Raw genomic sequence first — 23,094 nt, 5'->3', positions numbered from 1 at the left:
CTACGTCGAAGCGACTTCCGCGATCTTCTTGAAGATCAGAATCTGCGATCGACCAAACGCCAACCGGAAGCCCGTCAGCAGACGGACCGGATTCCGCACACCAGGGTAAGTGCCCTTGGCCGTGCGACGGGACACAGCCCAAGTCCATGCATACGCAATGGGTTTGAGTAGCAGGTACAACGGAATCAGAATCTTCTTCTTTGCCCGGTCGGTACGAATCTCAACCAGTTCCGCACCGAAGCATCCCATGATGTAACTGAGTTGCAGTGGGGTCAGTGAGCTGATGTGCCCGCGATCCACGGGGCGCCCGTGGGTCTGGCGCACACCATCCGGTCCGAACTGGTAGAACGTCCCCGTAAAGAGAAATTGCAGGCGCGACCGGAAGTTGATCACATTGGGCGTGGAGATAACGATGTGCCCATCCTGCCGCGTAATCCGAGCCAACTCCCGCATCAGTTCAGTCGGGCTAATGACGTGCTCAATGCCTTCCATGCACGTCACCAGATCGAACGCCGCATCCCCAAATGGAAGCCGCCCCTCCATGTTGGCATAGACGAATCCATCCTTCCCGTGAATATCCGCGCGAGTCACCTCGTGGCCAAGCTGCTCGATCTGCCGTGCGAATACGCCTGAACCTGCGGGAATGTCCAACGCCTTGCGCGGCTGCTCAGACAAGTGGTCCTGTACGAACCGAAGAATCTCTTGCATGTAGCCAGTGAAGCCGGAGACATATGTGAAATCGCGCATTGGCAAGAACTCAAAAAATCGGAGCAGCCAATGCTATGCGGGGCCGTGGGATCGGATACGGCAATGAACTCTTTTTGACAGCTTTTGCGAACTCCTGGCTGTCGCTGGCGCATCCGCCTACCATTCGGAGGCCCGTCTTCAGGAGCCCCCGATGCCGCGCCGCCTCATCCTGCTGAGCCCGTTGATCTTGAGTACGTCGATTGCCCTGTCCGCCTGCCGGCTGGAATACAACCACGGTAGCGGAGGCGGCGGCGATGCCACGCCCATCGCCATAGTGCAGGTGATCGGCCACCGCGGCGCGTCGGCATTGCGGCCTGAGCACACGCTGGCCTCGTACCAGAAGGCCATTGACGACGGCGCGGACATCATCGAGCCGGATCTCGTCTCCACAAAAGACGGTGTCTTGGTCGCGCGCCACGAGAACGAAATCTCCGGCACCACCAACGTGGCCGACGTGGCCGCGTTTGCCGGCCGCAAAACCACCAAGACCATCGACGGCCAGAGCGTCACCGGCTGGTTCACCGAAGACTTCACGCTCGGCGAATTGAAAACGCTGCGCGCACGCGAGCGCATCCCCAGCATCCGCCCCGACAACGTCGCCTACAACGACCAGTTCGACATCCCCACGCTCGACGAGATCATCGCGCTGGCGCGCGACCAATCGGCCAAGCTCGGCCGCAACATCGGCATCTATCCGGAAACCAAGCACCCCACGTACTTCCAGTCGATCGGCCTGCCGCTGGAAGACAAGCTGATCGACGGCCTGCGCGCCGATGCCTTCACTGCGAACCGCACGACGGTCTACATCCAGTCGTTCGAAGTCGCCAACCTCAAGACCATCCGCAACAAGATCGGCAGCAGCCAGCCCAACTGGAAGCTCGTGCAACTGATGGGCACAGCCAGTCGGCAACCCTACGACTTCGTGGTCGCTAAGGACAGCCGCACCTTTGGCGACATGATGACCAGCCAGGGCATGCGCGACATCGCCGCCTATGCCAACGGCGTCGGCCCGGACAAAAGCAGCATCCTGGGGCTGGATGCCAACGGCAAACTCACCGACCCGACCGACCTGATCCGCAACGCGCACAACGCCGGGTTGATCGTCCATCCGTACACGTTCCGCCCGGAGAACACGTTCCTGCCGCCCTCGCTGCGCAGCGGCGCGGACAACACGCGCAACGTGAGCGGCTCGATCACGGAAATCCAAGCCTTCCTGCGCGCGGGCGTCGACGGTTTCTTCACCGACGATCCGGCGGTCGGGCGGCAAGCGGTCTCGACCTTCAAGCGTTAAAACCCACCCGGCATCGGCTACACTGCGTCCCGTTTTGGAGGAGGAACCCCACCCATGATCGGACGCATCGCCGGGACGCTGATCGAAAAGAACCCGCCGCACCTGCTGGTCGATTGCCACGGCGTCGGCTACGAAATCGACGTGCCGATGAGCACGTTCTACAACCTGCCCGCCACCGGGGCGCCGCTTGTGCTGCTCATCCAGCAGATCGTGCGCGAGGATGCGCACCTGCTCTACGGTTTCGGCACCGCTGCCGAGCGCGAAACCTTCCGCCAGCTCATCAAGATTTCGGGCATCGGCGCACGCATCGCGCTGGCCGTGCTGTCGGGGATGTCGGTGGCTGAACTCGCGCAGGCCGTCACGCTGCAGGAAGCCGGGCGGCTCACGCGCATCCCTGGCATCGGCAAAAAGACGGCCGAACGCCTGCTGCTCGAACTCAAGGGCAAGCTCGGTGCCGACCTGGGTGCAGTGCCGGGCGGCCCAGCCGTGTCGGACGATGCGGTGGACGTGCTCAACGCCCTGCTGGCGCTGGGGTATTCCGACAAGGAAGCCGCGCTGGCCATCAAGCAGGTGCCGGCCGGCACGGGCGTGTCGGAAGGCATCAAGCTGGCGCTCAAGGCGCTCTCCAAAGGCTGATGCTTGGGCGCGGCAAGGCGGTAAAATGGCCGCCACTGCCTTCCGCCCGTCATGATCGAAACCGACAAGCTCGCCGCCAAGGCCGTCTCTGCTGAACGCCTGATTTCAGCCTCCCCCGCCTCCCCCAACGAGGAGGCGTTCGAGCGCGCGCTGCGCCCCAAGCTGCTCGACGAATACGTCGGCCAGGAAAAGGTGCGCGGCCAGCTCGACATCTTCATGACGGCGGCCAAGAAGCGCCAGGAAGCGCTCGACCACGTGCTGCTGTTCGGCCCGCCCGGCCTGGGCAAGACGACGCTGGCGCACATCATCGCGCGCGAGATGGGCGTCAACTTGCGCCAGACCTCCGGCCCCGTGCTGGAGCGCCCGGGCGACCTGGCCGCGCTGCTCACCAACCTCGAAGCCAACGACGTCCTCTTCATCGACGAGATCCACCGGCTCTCGCCCGTGGTGGAAGAAATCCTGTACCCGGCGCTCGAGGACTACCAGATCGACATCATGATCGGCGAGGGCCCGGCGGCGCGCTCGGTCAAGCTCGATCTGCAGCCGTTCACGCTGGTGGGTGCCACCACGCGCGCCGGCATGCTGACCAACCCGCTGCGCGACCGCTTCGGCATCGTCGCGCGGCTGGAGTTCTACACGCCCGCCGAACTGGCGAAGATCGTCAAGCGCTCCGCTGGCCTGCTGAATGCGCACATCGTTGACGAGGGCGCGCTGGAAATCGCCAAGCGCTCGCGCGGCACGCCCCGGATCGCCAACCGCCTGCTGCGCCGCGTGCGCGACTATGCCGAGGTGAAAGCCGATGGCATCATCACACGCGAGGTGGCCGACGCTGCCCTCGCGATGCTCGATGTGGATGCGGTTGGCTTCGACCTGATGGACCGCAAGCTGCTCGAAGCGATCCTGCACAAGTTCAACGGCGGGCCGGTCGGCATCGACAACCTGGCCGCCGCGATCGGCGAAGAGCGCGACACGATTGAAGACGTGCTCGAACCGTACCTGATCCAGCAGGGCTACCTACAGCGCACGCCGCGCGGGCGCGTAGCCACGGCCTCCGCGTACCTGCATTTCGGGCTGGGCGCCCCCAAGAGCGGCCCGGTGCGTGAGCTCTGGGACGACAACAACAACTAACCTCCCACCCGCCGCCATGACTGCTCAAAGTCCTCAGCGCAGCTTCCGCTATTACGACTTCGTCATGGCCGCGTTCGTCACAGTGCTGCTGTGCTCGAACCTGATCGGCGCGGCCAAGGCGGCGCAGATTACGTTGCCCATCATCGGGCCCGTCACGTTTGGCGCAGGCGTGCTGTTCTTCCCGATCTCGTACATCTTCGGCGACATCCTCACCGAGGTGTACGGCTACGGGCGCGACCGGCGCGTGGTGTGGGCCGGCTTTGCCGCGCTGATCTTCGCGTCGTTCATGTCGCTGGTGGTGCTGGCACTGCCGGTGGCGCCCTTCATGGCCGACTACCAGAAGAGCCTCACCGACGTGTTCGGCAACACTCCACGCATCGTCGCCGGGTCGCTCATTGCATTCTGGTGCGGCAGCTTCGCCAACAGCTACACGCTGGCGAAGATGAAGATCGCGACGGAAGGGAAATGGCTGTGGACGCGCATCGTCGGGTCCACGATGGTGGGCGAGGCGGTGGATTCGTCGCTGTTCTACGTGATCGCCTTCTATGGCATCTGGCCGCATGAACAGGTGCTGCGCGTGGCCATCGCGCAATACATCCTCAAAACCGGCTGGGAGATCGTCGCCACGCCGCTCACCTACCGCGTTGTCGCCTTCCTCAAGCGCGCCGAGAACGAGGACTACTACGATCGCGATACCAACTTCACGCCGTTCCGGCTGAAGGTTTAAGGCACCCGCCGATCGACTTCATCGAGCACCAGCAAATCCAGGTGCGCGACATCGCCCCACTGCAGCACGGTCAGTTGATGACCATCGGATGAGAGCCGGTTGATGCTGGCGTTGCGCAACTCGTGCTGACGCGGCTCGGTGAGCGTCATCGCGTTGGCGTGGCGATACAGGCAATCCAGCACGCCGCCGTGGCTGACCAGCGCGATGCGCTCGCCAGGGTGGCGGCGGATCAGGCGCAGGGCGGTCTCCACCGCACGCTCATGGAATTGGGTGAGTGTCTCGCCGCCGGGCGGGGCGAACTCGGGTACGCGGTTCTGCCACGCATCGAATTCGGCCGGATGCTGCTCGGCGACTTCGGCGTAGGTCAGGCCTTCGAACTGACCATAGTGACGCTCGCGCAAACCGGCGTCATCGCGCACGGTCACGCCCACTTCATCCGCCAGCGCCTGCGCAGTCTGCTTCGCACGCGACAGATCGCTCGCGTAGACGGCATCGAAGCGCTCGCGGGCGAGCGCCTTGCCCAGTTGCGTGGCCTGCTCCAGCCCCTGCGTATTCAACGGCACGTCAAGCTGACCTTGCAGGCGGCGCTCGCGGTTCCAGTCGGTCTCGCCATGGCGGACGAGCACGATGTGGGTGATCTGCGGCATCAGCATGGGGATGGCGGCGGCGCGTGGCATCACGGGTTCCCGAACGAGTCAGACAGATTTGGCGATTTCCGGTGCGGCCACGCGCGCAACTTGCGGCGCGATCTGCAGCCAGAACGTGACCGGGCCATCGTTGACGAGCGACACCTTCATGTCGGCACCGAACTCGCCGGTGGCGACGATGGGGTGCTGCGCCTGGGCCCGCGCCACGAAGTGCTCATACAGCCGGCGGCCGTCTTCCGGCGCGGCAGCGGGCGTAAAGCTCGGGCGCGTGCCGGACTTGGTATCCGCCGCCAGCGTGAACTGCGACACCACCAGCAAGCCGCCTGCCTGCCCGTTGCCGTCCATGTTGCGCACCGGCAGGTTCATCTTGCCCTGTGCATCGGAGAACACGCGGTAGTTCAGCAGCTTCTCCAGCAGGCGGTCAGCCTCGGCGGCGGTATCACCGCGTTCGGCGCACACGAGCGCGAGCAGGCCCGGGCCGATCTCGCCGACCACGCGGCCATCCACACGGACAGCCGCTTCCGACACACGCTGGATCAGTCCGATCACGACAACACCACGCGCGCAAAGCGGCGCTTGCCGACCTGCATGACGAACGTGCCGGCTTCCACCTTCAGCGCCTTATCGCTGACGACAGTGCCGTCGATCTTCACGCCGCCTTGTTCGATGTTGCGGTTGGCGTCCGACGTTGACGGGCACAGACCGGCCTGCTTGAGCAGTTGCGCGATGCCCAGCGGCGCGCCCGACAGCTCGATCTGCGGAATGTCGTCCGGCACACCGCCACGCGCGCGGTGGTTGAAGTCTTCCAGCGCGCGCTCGGCGTCGGCCTGGCTGTGGAAGCGCGCGATGATTTCCTGCGCCAGCAGCACCTTGCAATCGCGCGGGTTGCGGCCCAGCGCAATCTCCTGCTTCATCAGATCGATTTCGGCCAGCGGGCGGAACGACAGCAGCGTGTAGTACGTCCACATCAGGTCATCGGAGATGCTCATCAGCTTGCCGAACATCTCGTTCGGCGCCTCGCTGATGCCGACGTAATTGCCCTTGGACTTGGACATCTTCTCCACGCCGTCCAGGCCGACCAGCAGCGGCATCGTCAAGATGCACTGCGGCTCCTGGCCGTATTCCTTCTGCAGCTCGCGCCCGACCAGCAGGTTGAATTTCTGGTCGGTGCCGCCCAGCTCCAGGTCGGACTTGAGCGCGACCGAGTCGTAACCCTGCATCAGCGGGTACAGGAATTCGTGCACCGAGATCGGCACGCCGCCCTTGAAGCGCTTGGTGAAGTCGTCCCGCTCCATCATGCGGGCGACGGTGTAGCGCGAGGCCAGCTGGATCATGCCGCGCGCGCCCAGCGGGTCGCACCATTCGCTGTTGTAGCGGATCTCGGTCTTGCTCGGGTCCAGCACCATGCTGGCCTGGCGGTAGTAGGTCTGCGCGTTGGCCTCGATCTGCTCGCGCGTCAGCGGCGGGCGGGTCGAGTTTCGGCCGGACGGATCGCCAATCGTCGACGTGAAATCGCCGATCAGGAAGATCACCTGATGCCCTAGGTCCTGCAACTGGCGCATCTTGTTGAGCACCACCGTGTGGCCGATGTGGATGTCGGGCGCGGTCGGATCCAGGCCGAGCTTGATACGCAGCGGCACGCCGGTGGCGGCGCTGCGGGCGAGCTTCTGCTCCCAGTCTGCCGCGACGAGGAGCTCATCGCAGCCGCGCAGCGAGACTTCCATCGCGTGCGCCACCTCCGGCGTCACCGGATACTTGGGTTTGCCCGGCGTGGCGTTGTCGGATGCGGGTGCGTTGGAAGCGTCAGATGCGGTCATGGCAAAAAGAAAGGTCACCGCGCCGCAGAATGGAAAGCGGCGCGAACGGATCAACAATCGGGGAAACCGGTGCGTGCGCGATGGCCGACATCGAATCCAACGGGCCGGCTGCGCAATCCCGTGATTTTACCGTGATGCGTCCATTTGGCCCGCCATTGCGCTGGTAAGCTGTCGCGCATGAGCCATCCCGACCACACCACACCCCGCAGCGACCGCTACATCGGCTTGATGTCCGGCACCAGCCTGGACGGCGTCGATGGCGTACTGGCGGACTTTTCCGGCGAGCACCCAGCCGTGCTGGCCGACGCGTACGTGCCCTTTCCGACCGAACTGCGCCAGCGCTTTCTGGACCTGCAGCACGCCGGCCACGACGAGATTCACCGCGAAGCGTTGGCTGCCAACGCGCTGGCCGCGGTCTACGCAGAATGCGTCGCCAAGCTGCTCGCCGCCACCGACCTGACCCCGCATGATGTGCGGGCCATCGGTGCGCATGGGCAGACGATCCGCCACCAGCCCGGCGCGCACGATGGCGTCGGCTACACGCGCCAGACGCAACACGCCGCGGTGCTGGCCGAGCGTGCCGGCATCGACGTCATCGCCGATTTCCGCAGCCGCGACATCGCTGCCGGCGGCCAGGGCGCACCGCTCGTACCGGCGCTGCACCGCGCGCTGTTCGGCCTGCCCGACGCGTGGCGCGTGGTCTGCAATATCGGCGGCATCGCCAACCTGACCGTGCTGCCGCCGCAGGCAACGGACGCGCGCGACGCTGTGCTCGGCTTCGATTGCGGCCCCGGCAACGCGTTGATGGACTACTGGGTCCACACGCACCAAGGCACCCGCTACGACGCCGATGGCGCCTGGGCCCGCACCGGTCACGTCGACGCAGCCCTGCTCACGCGCCTGAAGGCCGAACCGTTCTTCGCCGCGCCGCCGCCCAAGAGCACCGGCCGCGACCTGTTCAATCCGGCGTGGCTGCAACAGACGCTCGGCGATGCGCTCACCGCTGCCCGCCCCGAAGATACGCAAGCCACCCTGCTCGCCCTGACCGCCGACACCATCGCCGATGCCGTACGCGCGCACGCGCCGCAGGCGACATCGCTGCTGGTCTGCGGCGGCGGCGCACGCAACGGCGCGCTGATGGCGCGTATCGCCCAGCAGCTGGCCGGCGTGCAGGTCGCCCCGACGGACGACTTCGGTGTGCCCGCGCATCAGGTCGAAGCGCTGGCCTTTGCGTGGCTCGCGCGGCAATGCGTGCGCCGCGCCCATGGCAATCTGCACACGGCGACCGGCGCCTCTGGCGGCCGCATCCTCGGCGCGATCTATCCGGCCTGAGCGCCGGATCAGCAGGCAACAAAAAAGCGCACCGAAGTGCGCTTTTTCTTTGGCAGCGATGCCGCGTCAGACCGAGAACGACGAGCCGCAACCGCAGGTGGTCGAAGCATTCGGGTTCTTGATGACGAACTGCGCGCCGTTGATGTCTTCCTTGTAGTCGATCTCGGCGCCCACCAGGTACTGGTAGCTCATCGAGTCGATCAACAGCGACACGCCATTCTTGGTCATGGTCGTGTCGTCTTCGTTGGTCTCTTCGTCAAAGGTGAAACCGTACTGGAAGCCCGAGCACCCGCCGCCCTGCACGAACACGCGCAGCTTCAAGGCCGGGTTGCCTTCCTCTTCAATCAGTTGCTTGACCTTGTCCGCAGCGCTGTCGGTAAAGACCAGCGGAGCCGGAACCTCGTTCACATCGGGCGTGGCTGCCTGCGCGACTGCGTTCATGAAAATCTCCTGTGGGATGCGTCTGAAACTTGCCTGTATTTTAAGCTCAAGCTGCAAATCGTGCCGAAGCCCCGCATTTCAAGTGGGCATTGTGCGGTGCGCCAACAACGGCCGGCGCACGGCGTGATCAGTCCTGGTTCGATGCCAGCTTCAGATTGGGCAGCAACTTCACATCGCCGGGTGCCGCGTGCGTCAGCGTGCCCATGACGACGGCACCTTGGTGCATCTCGAGCGCGGCGTACTGCACGTTGCCCTCGATACGCGCCTTCGGCTGCAACTCGAGCAGCTCGGCCACATGCACCGGGCCGACCACCGTGCCGTTCAGGATCAGGTGCCCGACATGCACTTCGCCTTCAACGCGTGCACTGTCGGTAATCACCAGCATGCTGGGCTTTTCGGGATCGCCGTAAATATTGCCCTTGATTTCGCCGTCGATCCGCAAACCGCCGGAGAAGCGCAGATCCCCCTCCAGCTTGGTGCTGGCCCCCAGCAGCGTTTCGATCGCCAGCCCTTTCTTTTTGCCAAACAGCATCGTCGACTCCTCTATGTACGGATCATCGACAGGACTACGCCCGTCAGATAGAAAAACTCTGGCTCGCCTTGATCTTGCCGTTCTGCAACACCTTCACCATCACCGACTTCACCGTTGTGCCTGCGGGCACGTCCACAGCGCCTTCCAGACGCTGGTAGTGCGTGAGCTTGACACGGGTGGCAGTGGCAGCCGCCCCGCCAGCCGCCGCCCCCGGGAAATCGATCGTAGCAGGTTTGCCCCCCTGCACCACGTTCAGCGTGAGGGCCAATTGCCCCTCGAACTCGGAGACCGGTGCAAAGGCCTTGCCGCCGCCTTGCATGAGCAAGACGCGGAAACGCAAGCGCGTCGGCTGGGCCTCATCCGGGGCGATGCGGAAGCTCCGCACGTAGATGCCGGCGGAATTGGTGGGCGCGGGCAACAGGCTGTCGAAGAAGGCCAGATCCTCCTTCAACTGCGCGTTCTCGGTTTCCAGGGCCTTGAGTTGCTCGGCCATCTGCGCCTGGGCGCCTTCAGCCATGCCAAGTCGGGCATCCACGGTGCCGGCGGACGCGGCGAGCTTGTCGCGCTCGGCCTGCACAGCAGCCAGCTTGGCGGTCAACTCGCGATTCATCGCTCGCAGGTCGCTGTCGTGCGGGCCCGTCAGGCGGCGCCCTTCTTCGAAGGCCCACAGCGCCGCCGCGGCGGCGACCCCCAGTACCACCGCAATCAGCAGGACCGTCACTGGCCATGGCAATCGCGAACGTACGGTGACGTTCGGGGCGAGCACGGAAGCGCGACGCAATAAGCGACGCGCCTTCATACGCGCGCCTCCTGACCCGCGTTGCGAATCAGAATCGGTTTAGGCGAAACAGCGGATTGCATCATAAGGACCAAACGCTAACGAAATGTGAATTGTAGTCCCACCGACATGTCGGAGCTGTTGCAAAGGGTAAGCGAGGCGCCGGAATGATCACACGGCTTGATTGGCGCGCACAAAACAAAAAACCACACCCGAGGGTGTGGTTTCTTGCTGAAGCAGCAGGAAGCGGATTAACGCTTCGAGAACTGCTTGGCGCGGCGGGCCTTGCGCAGACCAACCTTCTTACGCTCGACTTCACGTGCATCACGCGTCACCAGACCGGCCTTCGACAGGGCGGGCTTCAGCGTTGCATCGTAATCGATCAGGGCGCGGGTGATGCCGTGACGCACAGCACCGGCTTGGCCGGTTTCACCGCCGCCGACCACGTTGACTTTGATGTCGAACGTAGCTGCGTGGTTGGTCAGCTCCAGCGGCTGACGCACGATCATCAGCGAGGTTTCACGAGCGAAGTACTCGTTGATGGCCTTGCCGTTGACGATGATGTCGCCCTTGCCGGACTTGATGAAGACACGTGCCACAGCGCTCTTGCGGCGGCCGGTGCCATAGTTCCAGTTACCGATCATGGATGTGGCCCCTTAGATTTCCAGCGCTTTCGGCTGCTGTGCTTCGTGCGGATGCGTGCCTTCGGCGTAAACCTTCAGCTTCTTGATCATCGCGTAGCCCAGCGGACCCTTCGGCAGCATGCCCTTCACAGCCTTTTCCAGGGCACGGCCCGGGAAACGCTGCTGCATCTTGCCAAACGTCGTTTCGTAGATACCGCCCGGGTAGCCCGAGTGGCGATAGTACTTCTTGTCGGTCGTCTTGGCGCCCGTCACGCGCAGCTTGGCTGCGTTGATGACGATGATGAAATCGCCCGTGTCGACGTGCGGAGTGAATTCAGGCTTGTGCTTGCCGCGCAGTCGGTGTGCCACTTCGCTGGCGACACGCCCGAGGACCTTGTCCGTCGCGTCAATCACGAACCAATCGCGCTTCACCTCATGGGGCTTTGCGGAAAAGGTCTTCATGATTTTTCCAAATATTGAGTCAGTGCCCGAGTGGACCCGTATCGTGCGTTGACTGCTCACGAACGGATCGTCTTTTGCTGCCTGTTTTTCCGCGGGCAATCCGGAAAAGATTTCGATTGTACCCCGCAAGCAGCCCTTGACACAAGGAAAAAGGCGCGCTCCGACTGTAGGGACGAAAAAAAACCCAAGCTATTGAGCTTGGGTTTGAATCCACCAAAGGAGGAGGGTGGAGGAGACACCTGCTGACCGTTGACTTGGTGGGTTGCACCGCGTCAGCCGATCCAATGGTGCAAATTATACCCATTTCTGGGGCACACGCAAGGTAATTTGCACTACGAAATTGCATTTCGTAATGCGGAAAGCATGCAGACGCACACCGAATCTCAGCAATCTTTTAATAATCAATGACTTAGGGAAATTCAGCTTCGTGAATGAGGTTGCCCGCTAGAGAATTTCTTCGAATCCAAGCCCAATTCCGGTGCAAAGAAGGCGGGTTGCACCTTCCCGCATGAATGTCCGTGTCAACACGAGATCACCCTAGGGCCCGCAGCCGGGTTTCGCCCGGATAGCTACAATGTGGCTTTTCGTCGGCGCTGGCCGACTTCTGCTCAAGGATTGGACATGGATTGCACAGTCACCTGGACCGGGCCGGACGGCATGGCCTTTTTGGCGGAAACCGGCAGTGGACATCTCGTCACAATGGATGGCGCACCGGATGGCGGTGGCCGCAACCTTGCTCCGCGCCCGATGGAAATGGTGCTGCTGGGCACCGGCGGCTGCACCGCCTATGACGTGGTGCTGATCCTCAAGCGCGGCCGCGTGGATGTGCAGGGTTGCAGCGTCAAGCTGCACGCCGACCGCGCCGATACCGATCCGAAGGTCTTCACGCGCATCCATTTCACCTTTACGGTGACGGGGCGCAATCTGAAACGGGAAACGGTAGAACGTGCGGTCCAGCTGTCGCACGAGAAGTACTGCTCGGCGTCGATCATGCTGGCCAAGACGGCCGAGATCACGCACTCGCTGGAGCTGGTGGACTTGGCCACGCAGCCGACGGCATCGGAATAAGAAGCGAAGCGGACCGATAAGCCGGATTCTGTGCGCCGCATGGCCGAAACCAGCGGCGTGACAACCATTCCTCTAGACCGGCTGTTGCCAGCCGGCTCAAGCTCCCTACCCGCAGACTCAGCGAGCCGCTTCATCGCCTGCTTACTTGGGATTGCTCCGGGTGGAGGTTACCGCGTTTCACCCTTCGCCCTGACCGAAGCCGGGGCGAAGACTCGTCTCTGTGGCCCTATTCCGCACGTCACCGTGGATGGTCGTTAGCCATCACCCTGCTCTATGGAGTCCGGACTTTCCTCCCCTTGCGCTCACACGAGGCGGCGCAAGCAGCGGTTGTCTGGTCCGCTTCGCGAGGCGCGAGTCTAGCACTATTCAGGGATAACCCGCCGGCGGCCCGGGCGGAAGACAGTCGTATCTAGATAGAAGCCGGCATCTTCATTGGCATCGCACCAGCCCGGGATGCCCATGACGGGCAGCGGGCGGAAATCGCGGGGCGTCAGTTCGGTGTTGAGCAGGGTGTCCGCCAGAACAGTGTCGAGCGAGACCCGATCCGCCGGCAACGCAGACACGCTCACAGGCCACGCATGCGCGGTGATCGACTTGTACGGCGCGACCAGCTTTTCCAGCAAGGCATGGCCGAATGGCAAAACGATGCACGACGCACCCCATGTTGCCCTGCCCTGGACAAACAAACCCCGCCAATCGAAACCGGTCAGGCAGCGTTCGGGCGCGTCGTCGGTGTGTAGGAAGATGAGCGCGTTCTCGTCGAACAGCGTGGCGGCATCACGGACGGTGCCGCGCGCCGCGCCGATTCCCGCTTGCGAGATCGCCCACGCCTGACGCGCGTTAAGCGCCGCCTTGGCGCGGGGCCAGTGCAGCCAAATCAGGGCGTTGAAGAAGTCGTGAAGGTTGTCGCGCGTGGGGACTTCGCCGGTTGCGGCGATGTGCGCTTCGTAGGCCGTGCCGGTAGGCAACGCGCTTTGCGGGATGAAGCGCAAGGCATGACCGCCGGATGTGCAGATCGCCTGCGCGGCGGGATGCGCGTTCAGGGCATCCCGGACATCGGCGCCGCGCGCAATCGCGTCTGCGATGGGCGTGCCGATTGGTGCAAGCGGTGCGAACGCCGGATGGGTCCAGTCGATCGCACCCAGGTCATCGACCAGCAACTCAGACCGACTTCCAGCGCAGCATTTCACCGCCGCGCAACGGCACCAGCGTCTGCTCGCCGAACGGCACTTCGGCGGGCAACTGCCATTGCGAGCGGGTGAGCGTGAGCGTCCCGGCGTTGCGCGGCAGGCCGTAGAAATCGGGGCCGTTCAGGCTGGCAAAGCCTTCGAGCTTGTCGAGCGCGTTGGCGTCTTCAAAGGCCTCGGCGTACAGCTCCATGGCGTGCAGCGCGGTGTAGCAGCCGGCGCAACCGCACGCGTGTTCCTTCATGCCCTTGGCATGCGGTGCGCTGTCGGTGCCGAGGAAGAAGCGCGGGTGGCCCGACGTTGCGGCCGCCACCAGCGCTAGGCGGTGCGTCTCCCGCTTGAGCACCGGCAGGCAGTAGTAGTGCGGGCGGATGCCGCCAACAAGCAGCGCGTTGCGGTTGTACAGCAGGTGATGCGCGGTGATGGTCGCGCCGACGGGCCCTTCCGCATCGCGCACGTATTCAGCGGCGTGCTTGGTGGTGATGTGCTCGAACACGACCTTCAGCGCGGGGAAGTCGCGGCGCAGCGGCAGCATCACGGTGTCAATGAAGACGGCTTCGCGGTCGAAGATGTTGACGGTCGGGTCGGTCACCTCACCGTGCACCAGCAGCGGCATGCCGACTTCCTGCATCGATTCGAGCGTCTTGGTGCAGCGGCGCAGGTCCGTGACGCCCGCATCGCTGTTGGTCGTGGCGCCGGCCGGATACAGCTTCACGCCGTGGATGAAACCGCTGGCCTTGGCCTCGCGGATCACCTCGGGCGACGTGTTGTCGGTCAGGTACAGCGTCATCAGCGGCTCGAACTGCGTGCCGGCAGGCAGCGCGGCGAGAATGCGGTCGCGGTAGGCGCGCGCCTGCGTGGTGGTGGTCACCGGCGGCTTGAGGTTCGGCATGATGATCGCCCGGCCGAACTGGCGCGCGGTATCGCCCACCACGTCGGCGAGCGCGTCGCCATCGCGCAGGTGCAGGTGCCAGTCATCGGGGCGGACGATTGTGAGAGTGTCGGTCATGGAGGTGCAGCCTTCAGATGCGGAATGCAGATTCAAAGAATGAGGATGACGCGGTAATCGTTGACGTTGGTGCGCGTCGGGCCGGTGACGATCAGGTCATCGGCGGCGGCGAAGAAACCGTAGGCATCGTGTGCGTCCAACGCAGCACGGGCGGTGACACCCTTGGCGGCGGCACGGGCAATGGACGCAGGGTCGAGCAGCGCGCCCGCATTGTCCTCCGATCCGTCGATGCCGTCTGTATCGGCAGCGAGCGCGTAGACGTTGTCCATGTCTTCGAGCGTGACGCCGAGGGACAGCAGGAACTCCGCACAGCGCCCGCCGCGGCCGCCGGTCAGGCCCGCCGGGATCGTTACCGTGCATTCGCCGCCGGAGATGAGCGCGACCGGCGCGGCGAACGGCGTGCCGTGCTGACGAATCTGCCGCGCCAGGGCGCCATACACCTGGGCGACCTCGCGCGCCTCGCCGGTCACGGTATCGCCCAGGATGGCCGCGCGGATGCCCCGCGCCGCGAACACCTGCGCGCCAGCTTGCAGACTGTGCTGCGCGGTGGCGATGACGTGATTGGTGACGCGCACGAAACAGGCATCACCGGGCTTGGGCGTTTCGGCAATCTCGCCGTGTGCGCCGCGCTCGAGATGGGCGCGCACGGTATCGGGCATCTGCGCGCCCCAGCGCTTGAGGACGGCGAGCGCGTCGGCATAGGTACTCGGATCTGGCACGGTCGGGCCGCTGGCGATGGCGCTTGGATCGTCGCCAGCCACGTCGGAAACGATGAGCGTCGTGACCAGTGCGCGTGATGCGGCTGCCAGACGCCCGCCCTGGATGCGCGACAGATGCTTGCGCACGATGTTCATGTCGGTGATCGGCGCGCCGCAGCGGAGCAGTTCGCGCGTCACCGCCTTCAGATCCGCCATCGGGATGCCCTCGGCGGGCAATGACAGCAAGCTCGAACCGCCGCCCGAGACCAGCACGATGAGGTGGTCGTTCTCAGTGAGGGCCGAGACGCGCTCGAGGATTTCCTGCGCGGCCTGTTCACCAGTTTCATCGGGCACCGGGTGGCCGGCTTCGATGACGCGGATGTGCTCGGTCGGCAAGCCATGTGCATAGCGCGTGACGACCAGCCCTTCGATCTGCGCGCAGCCGGCATAGGCCTGCTCGACCGCCAGCGCCATCGACGCCGCCGCCTTGCCGGCGCCGACCACCAGCGTCTTGCCGCCAGCATGCGGCGGCGGGAGAAAGCCGGCGACGATCTTCAGCGGGTCAGCCGCGCTCACGGCCGCAGCGTAGCTCTCCAGCAAAAGGGCTCGGGCGGCGGCACGATCAAGCTTCATGGGGTGACGTCCAGTTAGGCGAGGTTGAGCGAACGGGGATACTCGTTTGATGCCAATTCTGGCGGGATGCGGCTTGAGCGCAACGACGGGCGGCTCAGCCGGCGCCGAGAACGCCAAGTCGCTTGGCACCCCCCGCGGCCGGCAGGATAATGACTATTTTATTGCATCCGACTTTTCCCCCACCATGTGCCAGCTGCTGGGCATGAACTGCGCCGAACCGACCGATGTGACGTTCTCGTTCACCGGGTTCGCCGCGCGCGGTGGCGTGACCGACCACCATGCCGACGGCTTCGGCGTCGCCTTCTTCGAAGACAAGGCCTGCCGCCTCTTCATCGACAACCAGTCAGCCGGCACCTCGCCGGTGGCCGAACTGGTCAAGCGCTACCCGATCAAGTCGAAGAACGTTATCTCGCACATCCGCAAGGCCACGCAGGGCACGGTGCGGCTGGAAAACTGCCACCCATTCATGCGCGAGCTGTGGGGCCGGCACTGGATCTTTGCGCACAACGGCGATCTGAAGAACTTCTCGCCGTTCCTATCGGGCGTCTACCAGCCGGTGGGCGATACCGACAGCGAACTTGCCTTCTGCTACATCATGCAGTCGTTGCGCAAACGGTTTCCGGGGTCGCAGCCGCCGCTCAACGAGCTGTTCTACGCGCTGTCGGACATCACCAAGGAAATCACGCGCTACGGCGTGTTCAACTTCCTGCTGTGCAACGGGCAGGCGCAGTTCGCGCATTGCTCGACGCGGCTGTACTACATCGTGCGGCAATGGCCATTCTCGACGGCGCATTTGATTGACGCCGACATGACGATCGACTTCGCCAAATACACCACGCCCGCCGACCGCGTGGCCGTGATCGCCACCGCGCCGCTCACCGACAACGAGGTCTGGACGCAATTCGTGCCGGGCGAACTGCTGATGTTCGAATCGGGCCAGGCCACCATGGCAACCAAGGTGCCGATTCCGGAAGCGGTACAGATCGCCAACGCAGCCAATACAGCCTGCACCTGACACGATCGTCGCCCAACAAAAAGCCGCTCCTGAGAGCGGCTTTTCTTTTGCCGGAGACCTGCTTTTAATGCGACAGGATCTTCGACAGGAATTGCTTGGCGCGATCGGAGCGAGCGTCGATGTTGCCGAAGAACTCTTCCTTCTCGCAGTCTTCAACAATGCGACCCTGGTCCATGAAGATCACGCGATTGGCAACCTTGCGGGCGAAACCCATTTCGTGGGTCACGCACATCATGGTCATACCTTCCTTGGCCAGCTCCACCATCACGTCGAGCACTTCGTTGACCATTTCCGGGTCCAGCGCGGAGGTCGGCTCGTCGAACAGCATGCAGATCGGGTCCATCGACAGCGCACGGGCAATCGCCACGCGCTGCTGCTGACCGCCCGACAGCTGGCCCGGGTACTTGGCAGCGTGCGCCTTCAAACCCACGCGATCCAGATACTTCAGGCCCTTGGCCATCGCCTCTTCCTTGGAGCGGCCCAGCACCTTCTGCTGCGCGATCGTCAGGTTTTCGGTAATCGACAGGTGCGGGAACAGCTCGAAGTTCTGGAACACCATACCCACGCGCGAACGCAGCTTCGGCAGGTTGGTGCCCTGGCCGCCCACCGAGGTGCCATCAACCAGGATCTCGCCCTTCTGGAACGGCTCCAGCGCGTTGACGGTCTTGATGAGCGTGGACTTGCCCGAACCCGACGGGCCGCACACCACCACCACCTCGCTCTTCTTCACGCTGGTGGTGCAATCGGTCAGCACTTGGAAGGCGCCATACCACTTGGAAACGTTCTTGATCTCGATCATTGGGTCACCTTCTTCTGAAGTCGCTTCACCAGCACGGAGGCGCCGAAGCAGATCACGAAATAGCACAAGCCGGCAAACAGCAGCAGTTCGACAATACGGCCGTCGCGCTCACCGATGTTGTATGCCTGCGTAAAGAAGTCCGACAGCGCGCTCACGTACACCAGCGATGTATCCTGGAACAGGACGATCGCCTGGGTGAGCAGCAGCGGAATCATGTTGCGGAACGCCTGCGGCAGGATCACCAGGCGCATGGCCTGGCCGTACGTCATGCCCATCGCATAGGCCGCGAACATCTGCCCGCGCGACACGCTCTGGATACCGGCGCGGATGATCTCCGAGTAGTACGCCGCTTCGAACAGCGCGAAGGCGACCAGCGCGGACGTCATGCGCATGTCGGTGGCCGGCGACAGGTTGAAGATCTTCTGCAGCACCTGCGGCACGATCAGGAAGAACCACAGCAGCACCATCACCAGCGGGATGGAGCGGAAGAGGTTCACATACGCCTGCCCGAACCACTGCAGCGGCTTGATGCCCGACAGGCGCATCATCGCCAGCAGTGTGCCCCAGACGATGCCGACCAGAATGGCCGTGCCCGTGATCTCCAGCGAGAGGAGCATCCCCTCGCCGAGCACGCGCATGTTGTCGGCGTTGACGGATGAGAAATCGAAGTGATAAGCCATGAAGTGTCCTCGCCTCGATTACTTGCCGCCGATGAAGCCAGGCAGCCGGGAACGTGCTTCCACCCAGCGCATCAGGCCCATGACGGTCAGGTTGATCAGCATGTACATCAGCGTCACGGCGATGAACGATTCGTACGGCTGCGCGGTGTAGTCCACCAGTTGGCGGCCTTGCGCGGCAAGCTCGAGCAAACCGATGGTCGATGCCACGGCGGAGTTCTTGAAGATGTTCAGGAATTCCGAGGTGAGTGGCGGCACGATGATGCGGAACGACATCGGCAGCATCACGTAGCGATACGTCTGCGCCAGCGTGAAGCCCATGGCCAGACCAGCATTGCGTTGGCCGCGCGGCAGCGAATTGATCCCCGAGCGCACCTGCTCGCACACACGCGCCGCGGTAAAGGTACCGAGACACAGCATCGCGCACAGGAACATCGCCGTGGCGGGGTTCATCTGCTTGATGTAGTCGCCGCCCGGCACGAGTTCGGGCATGACGAAGTACCAGATGAAGAGCTGCACGATCAGCGGAATGTTGCGGAACAGTTCCACATACGCTGCGGCAAAGCCCGACAGCCACTTGTTCGGCACGGTGCGGAGCACGCCGAGCACGGAGCCGATGACCAGCGCGATGATCCAGGCGGAAAGACCGAGCACAACGGTGGTCTTCAAGCCCGACAACAGCCAGTCGAGATAAGTCTGATTCTGGGCGGCTTCCGTAAAGAAGACACCCCAGTTCCAGTGGTAATTCATGATGGTTCCCCTCTGCGCCTGCCCCCTCCTGCTGCGCGCCCTGATCTTGGCCTGCGATGCGCGCCACACGCGGTGTGCGGCGAGCTTCCCAGGCCAACGTCGGGCCAATCGCTACGGACGGGAACAGACTCCTAAAAAGAAACGGAAGGGTGATGACCTGTTGACCGGTCTTTGCCTTCCGTTTCGATGACGCTTCTTTCAGGCCCGTTGAGGGAGCCGATCAGTCAAGAGCCTTGTCGTTCGGGCTCTTGATCAGCGCCTTCATGTCGTCCGACAGCGGGAACTCCATGTTCACGCCCTTGGGCGGAACCGGGGTCTCAAACCACTTCTTGTACTCGGCGTTGATCGTGCCGTCCTTCATCATGCCGGCGATGGTCTTGTCGGCCAGGGCCTTGAACGGCTTGTCATCCTTGCGGACCATACAACCGTAGGCTTCGCGCGATTGCGGCTTGGCCACGACCACCCAGTCGTTCGGGTTCTTGGCCTTGGCGCGCTCGCCGTACAGCAGCGCGTCGTCCATCATGAAGGCAACAGCGCGGCCCGATTCCAGCGTCAGGAACGACTGGCCATGGTCCTTCGTGCTGATGATATTCATGCCCAGCTGCTTGTCATCGTTCATCTTGCGCAGCAGGCGTTCGGACGTCGTGCCGGCCGTCGTCACGACGTTCTTGCCCTTCAGGTCAGCCCAATCCTTGATGCCCGAATCCTTCTTCACCATGATGCGCGTGCCGATGATGAAGATGGTGTCCGTGAACGACACCTGCTTCTGGCGCTCGAGGTTGTTCGTGGTCGAGCCGCACTCCAGGTCGATGGTGCCGTTCTGCAGCAGCGTGATGCGGTTCTGCGAAGTGACCGGGATCTCGTTGATCTTCAGATCTTTCAGGCCGAGTTGCTTCTTCACGTCCTCAGCGATCTTGGTGGCAACGTCGTACGAATAGCCGATCGTGCGGACACCGCCGACGTTGTAGCTGAACGGAATCGACGAATCGCGTACGCCCAGCGTGATGGTGCCGGTATCTTTGATCTTCTTCAGCGTACCAGTCAGCTCTTCTGCGTGCGCAGCGCCGCCGAATGTACCCACAGCGACACCAACGGCAGCAAGCACAGTTGCCAGCTTGGCGAGGTTCATGAAAGTCTCCTTTTGACCATGAAAGAGAAAGACGGGACTGTACCAAAAAACATATAGCGACAGTATTGGTGTTGCCACTACATCGTTGAATCGAACGGCGTTTTTTCCCTTGGGCACGGCCTTGCCGCAACCCTGCATTCCGAGCTATCGGACAGCTTGCATCGCGCCTTTCCGGAAAACCGGAAATGTCACGCAGCCGCCTTTTACCGACCGACTCTGCACGATCGGCACGCAAGTGCGATCGCTTGAGCGGGTGGCCGCCAACTACTCAGGAAAACCAAAGGGAGAATCGTCTGCCCGATGTGCGCTCTCTGTCGCTTACACGAACCCAACTGGAGAATAGACGAAGGGCGACGACATCATCGATGCCGCCGCCCTTCTGATGGTGCAGTGTCCCGGGACGCTATGGTTGGCCCCATGAACACCGGCTTTCTTCAACCGTCGCGCATGGCCGCCTGATCGGCGGCGACGCGATAGACCGGAGCAGCGCCCTGTTGGAGCACCGCACCGGTATTGATCAGCGCGTCGCCGATCAGGGGTACAGACCGCGCTCTTGGCGGGCCTGCAGAATCCGCGTGCAGGCGATGATGAACGCCGCCGTACGCAGAGTAACCTTGTTGTCCTGAGCCACCTGCCAGATGGCGCGGAACGCGTCTTGCATGATCCGTACCAGGCGCTGGTTGATCTCGTCTTCGGTCCAGAAGAAGCTCGAGAAATCCTGCACCCACTCGAAATAGCTGACCGTCACGCCGCCGGCGTTGGCGATCACGTCCGGGCAGACCAGGATGCCCTTGTCGCGCAGGATGTCGTCCGCCTCAGGCGTCGTGGGGCCGTTTGCACCTTCGACGACAATCTTTGCCTTGATATGGGGCGCGTTCTTGGCGGTGATCTGGCCTTCCAGCGCAGCCGGGATCAGGAATTCGCAGTCCAGCGCCCAGAAATCGTCTTGCGAGACGGTCTCGGCGGCAAAGCCGGCCACGCTGCCGTTGTGGTCAACGTGCATGATCAGCGCGTCGACATCCAGGCCGTTGCCGTTGAACACGATGCCCTTGTGATCCTGCACGGCGATGACCTTCGCGCCGGCGTCATGGAACAGCTTGGCGGCCACGCTACCGACGTTGCCGAAGCCCTGCACCACGATGCGTGCGCCCTTGACGTCGACACCGAGGTTGCGTGCGGCTTCGCTGCCGACCACGAACACGCCGCGGCCCGTCGCCTCACGACGGCCCAGGCTGCCGCCCAGGGCGATCGGCTTGCCGGTCACCACGCCGGTGGCGGTGGCGCCTTCGTTCATGGAGTACGTGTCCATCATCCACGCCATGATCTGCGCGTTGGTGTTCACGTCCGGTGCCGGGATGTCCTTGTTCGGGCCGATGATGATGCCGATCTCGCTGGTGTAGCGGCGGGTCAGGCGCTCGAGTTCACCGGAAGACAGCTTGCGCGGGTCGACGCGGATACCGCCCTTCGCACCGCCGTACGGCACGTTCACGGCCGCGTTCTTCACCGACATCCATGCCGACAGCGCCATCACTTCCGACAGCGTCACGTCCTGGTGGAAACGCACGCCACCCTTGCCCGGGCCGCGCGACGTGTTGTGCTGCACGCGATAGCCCTCGAAGTGGGCGATGCGGCCGTCATCCATCTGGATGGGCACGTCGACGATCAGCGCGCGCTTCGGGCGCTTGAGCGTTTCAACCCAGCGTGCGAGCGAACCGAGGTAGGGGGTGACCCGGTCGACCTGCTGCAGATAGATGCCCCACGGACCGAGGTTGTCGGCCGGCAGATAGGACGGGATGGAATGCTGGAGTGTCGACGGAGATGCGACATTGGACATGGTTGTCTTCCTCTTTTGAACCTTGGTAAGGCCCCTGGTTTGGGAACTGCGGTCCCACAAAATGCCCGCCAGCTTAGGGACCGCCCAGAACGAAATCCAATGCCGTTTTTACATCGGGTTATGCATATGGCGCATAACCATCATGAGGAAAGCTGCTCCCCTTAGATCCTCCCCTTAGCCGCCCAGCGCGCTCCACAGCGTGTCGATCAACTCCCGTTTGCGCTTGGATTGAGGGTGGCGCCGATCGGGGGCGCCGTTCTGCGGGTGCTCGCGGTAGAGCCGGATTTCCATTTCGATGGATAACGTGCCACCGCCCTTGCCTTCGGCGCGCACCAGCCGCCCGGCGGCGACCTCGTCGCGTACCGCGCTTTCTGGCAGGAAGGCCACGCCGTGGCCCGCCAGCGCCATCACCTTGAGCGCCTCGGCCATGTCGGTCTCGTAGCATTTGTCGAGCAGCGGCGCCACCGGCGAGTTCTCCAGCAGCACGTCGACCATGCGCCCCAGAAAGGCGTTGGGCGTGTAGCTGAGGTAGGCAATCGGTTTGCGCGCAGCCGGTGCCAGCCGGTAGATCGGCCGGCCGCTGGCATCGGGCTTGGAAAACGGCGACAGCCGCTCCGTGCCCAGCACCAGCATGTCGTAGCGCGTCGGGTCGAGCTGGATCATCTGGCGCGCATGGTGATAGACCATGACGAGATCGCAACCGCCTTCCACCAGCGTCATCACCGCATCGTGCACGTTCAGCGCGCGCAGGCGGCACTGCAGCTTGCCGACCTTCTCTTCCACCTGCGCAAGCCAGCCCGGAAAGAACGTGAGCGACAGCGTATGCGGTACCGCAAAGTCGATCGTCGAGGCACTGGCCGGGCGCTGACCGCGCATCAGCGCGCGCGTTTCGCTCACCTGCGCGAGCATCGCCAGCGCCTGTTCGTAGAAGACCTCGCCGGCGGGCGTGAGCCGCGTCGGGTAGCTCGACCGGTCGATCAGCTCATTGCCGAGCCACGCCTCGAGTGATTGGATACGGCGCGAAAACGCCGGCTGCGTCACGTGCCGCAATTCGGCCGAGCGCGAAAAGCTGCGCGTTTCGGCTAGGCTGATGAAGTCTTCCAGCCATTTGAGTTCCATCGCGTTCCCTCTTCC

General features: G+C 63.4%; 25 protein-coding genes and 1 other RNA gene. 7 read left to right on the top strand and 19 right to left on the bottom strand.

What is annotated here, in order from left to right; translation table 11 throughout:
- Complete coding sequence (locus ACS7SF_RS12800) at positions 1–747, bottom strand: class I SAM-dependent methyltransferase (RefSeq protein WP_439890131.1); 747 nt, start codon at positions 745–747, stop codon at positions 1–3.
- Positions 748–898: 151 nt separating this feature from the next.
- On the opposite strand from ACS7SF_RS12800, the gene ACS7SF_RS12795 reads away from it, so the two are divergent.
- From ACS7SF_RS12795 to ACS7SF_RS12780, 4 genes are read left to right on the top strand one after another with little or no spacing between them, the layout of a single operon-like run.
- Positions 899–2,038 (top strand): glycerophosphodiester phosphodiesterase, encoded by a 1,140-nt coding sequence (locus ACS7SF_RS12795; RefSeq protein WP_439890130.1) that lies wholly within the window; start codon positions 899–901, stop codon positions 2,036–2,038.
- A gap of 54 nt (positions 2,039–2,092) precedes the next feature.
- Complete coding sequence (gene ruvA / locus ACS7SF_RS12790) at positions 2,093–2,674, top strand: Holliday junction branch migration protein RuvA (protein WP_439890129.1); 582 nt, start codon at positions 2,093–2,095, stop codon at positions 2,672–2,674.
- Positions 2,675–2,725: 51 nt separating this feature from the next.
- Positions 2,726–3,802: a Holliday junction branch migration DNA helicase RuvB gene (gene ruvB, locus ACS7SF_RS12785; RefSeq protein WP_439890128.1), complete on the top strand. Its 1,077-nt coding sequence runs from the start codon at positions 2,726–2,728 to the stop codon at positions 3,800–3,802.
- Positions 3,803–3,818: 16 nt separating this feature from the next.
- Positions 3,819–4,529, top strand: coding sequence for a queuosine precursor transporter (locus ACS7SF_RS12780; protein WP_439890127.1), 711 nt, complete (start codon positions 3,819–3,821; stop codon positions 4,527–4,529).
- Here the strand turns inward: ACS7SF_RS12780 and ACS7SF_RS12775 are convergent.
- From ACS7SF_RS12775 to tyrS, 3 genes are read right to left on the bottom strand one after another with little or no spacing between them, the layout of a single operon-like run.
- Complete coding sequence (locus ACS7SF_RS12775; protein ID WP_439890126.1) at positions 4,526–5,206, bottom strand: histidine phosphatase family protein; 681 nt, start codon at positions 5,204–5,206, stop codon at positions 4,526–4,528. The two genes, ACS7SF_RS12780 and ACS7SF_RS12775, sit on opposite strands and share 4 nt — an antisense overlap.
- 18 nt (positions 5,207–5,224) lie before the next feature.
- Positions 5,225–5,725, bottom strand: a complete 501-nt coding sequence (gene dtd / locus ACS7SF_RS12770) for a D-aminoacyl-tRNA deacylase (protein ID WP_439890125.1) — start codon at positions 5,723–5,725, stop codon at positions 5,225–5,227.
- On the bottom strand, positions 5,722–6,993 hold the full coding sequence (gene tyrS / locus ACS7SF_RS12765; protein WP_439890124.1) for a tyrosine--tRNA ligase: 1,272 nt from the start codon (positions 6,991–6,993) through the stop codon (positions 5,722–5,724). The genes dtd and tyrS overlap by 4 nt, the downstream gene beginning before the upstream one ends.
- 177 nt (positions 6,994–7,170) lie before the next feature.
- On the opposite strand from tyrS, the gene ACS7SF_RS12760 reads away from it, so the two are divergent.
- On the top strand, positions 7,171–8,325 hold the full coding sequence (locus ACS7SF_RS12760; protein ID WP_439890123.1) for an anhydro-N-acetylmuramic acid kinase: 1,155 nt from the start codon (positions 7,171–7,173) through the stop codon (positions 8,323–8,325).
- Positions 8,326–8,391: 66 nt separating this feature from the next.
- Here the strand turns inward: ACS7SF_RS12760 and erpA are convergent, their stop codons facing one another.
- The 5 genes from erpA to rplM all read right to left on the bottom strand — a co-directional run bounded on the left by erpA (position 8,392) and on the right by rplM (position 11,161).
- Positions 8,392–8,766, bottom strand: coding sequence for an iron-sulfur cluster insertion protein ErpA (gene erpA, locus ACS7SF_RS12755; protein ID WP_252676715.1), 375 nt, complete (start codon positions 8,764–8,766; stop codon positions 8,392–8,394).
- A gap of 127 nt (positions 8,767–8,893) precedes the next feature.
- A complete protein-coding gene (locus ACS7SF_RS12750; protein WP_439890122.1) occupies positions 8,894–9,298 on the bottom strand; it encodes a bactofilin family protein in 405 nt (134 codons plus the stop codon).
- A gap of 43 nt (positions 9,299–9,341) precedes the next feature.
- Positions 9,342–10,097 carry a DUF6776 family protein gene (locus tag ACS7SF_RS12745; RefSeq protein WP_439890121.1) on the bottom strand — a complete coding sequence of 252 codons (756 nt, stop codon included), beginning with the start codon at positions 10,095–10,097 and terminating at the stop codon, positions 9,342–9,344.
- A 230-nt stretch (positions 10,098–10,327) separates the two neighbouring features.
- Positions 10,328–10,720 (bottom strand): 30S ribosomal protein S9, encoded by a 393-nt coding sequence (gene rpsI / locus ACS7SF_RS12740; protein WP_004633190.1) that lies wholly within the window; start codon positions 10,718–10,720, stop codon positions 10,328–10,330.
- Between the two features lie 12 nt (positions 10,721–10,732).
- Positions 10,733–11,161, bottom strand: a complete 429-nt coding sequence (gene rplM, locus ACS7SF_RS12735; protein ID WP_426396983.1) for a 50S ribosomal protein L13 — start codon at positions 11,159–11,161, stop codon at positions 10,733–10,735.
- Between the two features lie 621 nt (positions 11,162–11,782).
- Here rplM and ACS7SF_RS12730 point away from each other — a divergent pair.
- Positions 11,783–12,229: an OsmC family protein gene (locus tag ACS7SF_RS12730; RefSeq protein ID WP_439890120.1), complete on the top strand. Its 447-nt coding sequence runs from the start codon at positions 11,783–11,785 to the stop codon at positions 12,227–12,229.
- Between the two features lies 1 nt (position 12,230).
- On the opposite strand, the gene rnpB is transcribed toward ACS7SF_RS12730, so the two are convergent.
- The 4 genes from rnpB to ACS7SF_RS12710 all read right to left on the bottom strand — a co-directional run bounded on the left by rnpB (position 12,231) and on the right by ACS7SF_RS12710 (position 15,756).
- Positions 12,231–12,572, bottom strand: an RNA gene (rnpB, locus tag ACS7SF_RS12725) — RNase P RNA component class A.
- 19 nt (positions 12,573–12,591) lie between these two features.
- The gene (locus tag ACS7SF_RS12720; RefSeq protein ID WP_439892750.1) at positions 12,592–13,386 is read right to left on the bottom strand and encodes a DUF3025 domain-containing protein; all 795 of its coding nucleotides are present in this window, start codon (positions 13,384–13,386) and stop codon (positions 12,592–12,594) included.
- A 4-nt stretch (positions 13,387–13,390) separates the two neighbouring features.
- Positions 13,391–14,425 carry a dihydroorotase gene (gene pyrC / locus ACS7SF_RS12715; RefSeq protein WP_439890119.1) on the bottom strand — a complete coding sequence of 345 codons (1,035 nt, stop codon included), beginning with the start codon at positions 14,423–14,425 and terminating at the stop codon, positions 13,391–13,393.
- Positions 14,426–14,457: 32 nt separating this feature from the next.
- Complete coding sequence (locus ACS7SF_RS12710) at positions 14,458–15,756, bottom strand: glycerate kinase type-2 family protein (protein WP_439890118.1); 1,299 nt, start codon at positions 15,754–15,756, stop codon at positions 14,458–14,460.
- Between the two features lie 184 nt (positions 15,757–15,940).
- Between ACS7SF_RS12710 and ACS7SF_RS12705 the strand changes: the two genes are divergently transcribed.
- Positions 15,941–16,771, top strand: coding sequence for a class II glutamine amidotransferase (locus ACS7SF_RS12705; RefSeq protein ID WP_426396976.1), 831 nt, complete (start codon positions 15,941–15,943; stop codon positions 16,769–16,771).
- Between the two features lie 64 nt (positions 16,772–16,835).
- Here the strand turns inward: ACS7SF_RS12705 and ACS7SF_RS12700 are convergent, their stop codons facing one another.
- From ACS7SF_RS12700 to ACS7SF_RS12675, 6 genes are all read right to left on the bottom strand, one after another.
- On the bottom strand, positions 16,836–17,570 hold the full coding sequence (locus ACS7SF_RS12700; RefSeq protein ID WP_439890117.1) for an amino acid ABC transporter ATP-binding protein: 735 nt from the start codon (positions 17,568–17,570) through the stop codon (positions 16,836–16,838).
- Positions 17,567–18,250, bottom strand: a complete 684-nt coding sequence (gene gltK, locus ACS7SF_RS12695; protein ID WP_048934005.1) for a glutamate/aspartate ABC transporter permease GltK — start codon at positions 18,248–18,250, stop codon at positions 17,567–17,569. The genes ACS7SF_RS12700 and gltK overlap by 4 nt, the downstream gene beginning before the upstream one ends.
- A gap of 18 nt (positions 18,251–18,268) precedes the next feature.
- On the bottom strand, positions 18,269–18,997 hold the full coding sequence (locus ACS7SF_RS12690; RefSeq protein ID WP_439890116.1) for an amino acid ABC transporter permease: 729 nt from the start codon (positions 18,995–18,997) through the stop codon (positions 18,269–18,271).
- A 220-nt stretch (positions 18,998–19,217) separates the two neighbouring features.
- Positions 19,218–20,126, bottom strand: a complete 909-nt coding sequence (locus ACS7SF_RS12685; RefSeq protein ID WP_439890115.1) for a glutamate/aspartate ABC transporter substrate-binding protein — start codon at positions 20,124–20,126, stop codon at positions 19,218–19,220.
- A 532-nt stretch (positions 20,127–20,658) separates the two neighbouring features.
- Positions 20,659–21,960 (bottom strand): Glu/Leu/Phe/Val family dehydrogenase, encoded by a 1,302-nt coding sequence (locus ACS7SF_RS12680; protein ID WP_439890114.1) that lies wholly within the window; start codon positions 21,958–21,960, stop codon positions 20,659–20,661.
- A gap of 174 nt (positions 21,961–22,134) precedes the next feature.
- Positions 22,135–23,079, bottom strand: a complete 945-nt coding sequence (locus ACS7SF_RS12675; RefSeq protein ID WP_439890113.1) for a LysR substrate-binding domain-containing protein — start codon at positions 23,077–23,079, stop codon at positions 22,135–22,137.
- Positions 23,080–23,094 lie beyond the last annotated feature (15 nt).

Origin of the sequence: Ralstonia sp. 25C (genome assembly GCF_051904805.1) — a bacterium.
GTDB lineage: Bacteria > Pseudomonadota > Gammaproteobacteria > Burkholderiales > Burkholderiaceae > Ralstonia.
This window is presented reverse-complemented; position numbering and strand designations above follow the sequence as displayed.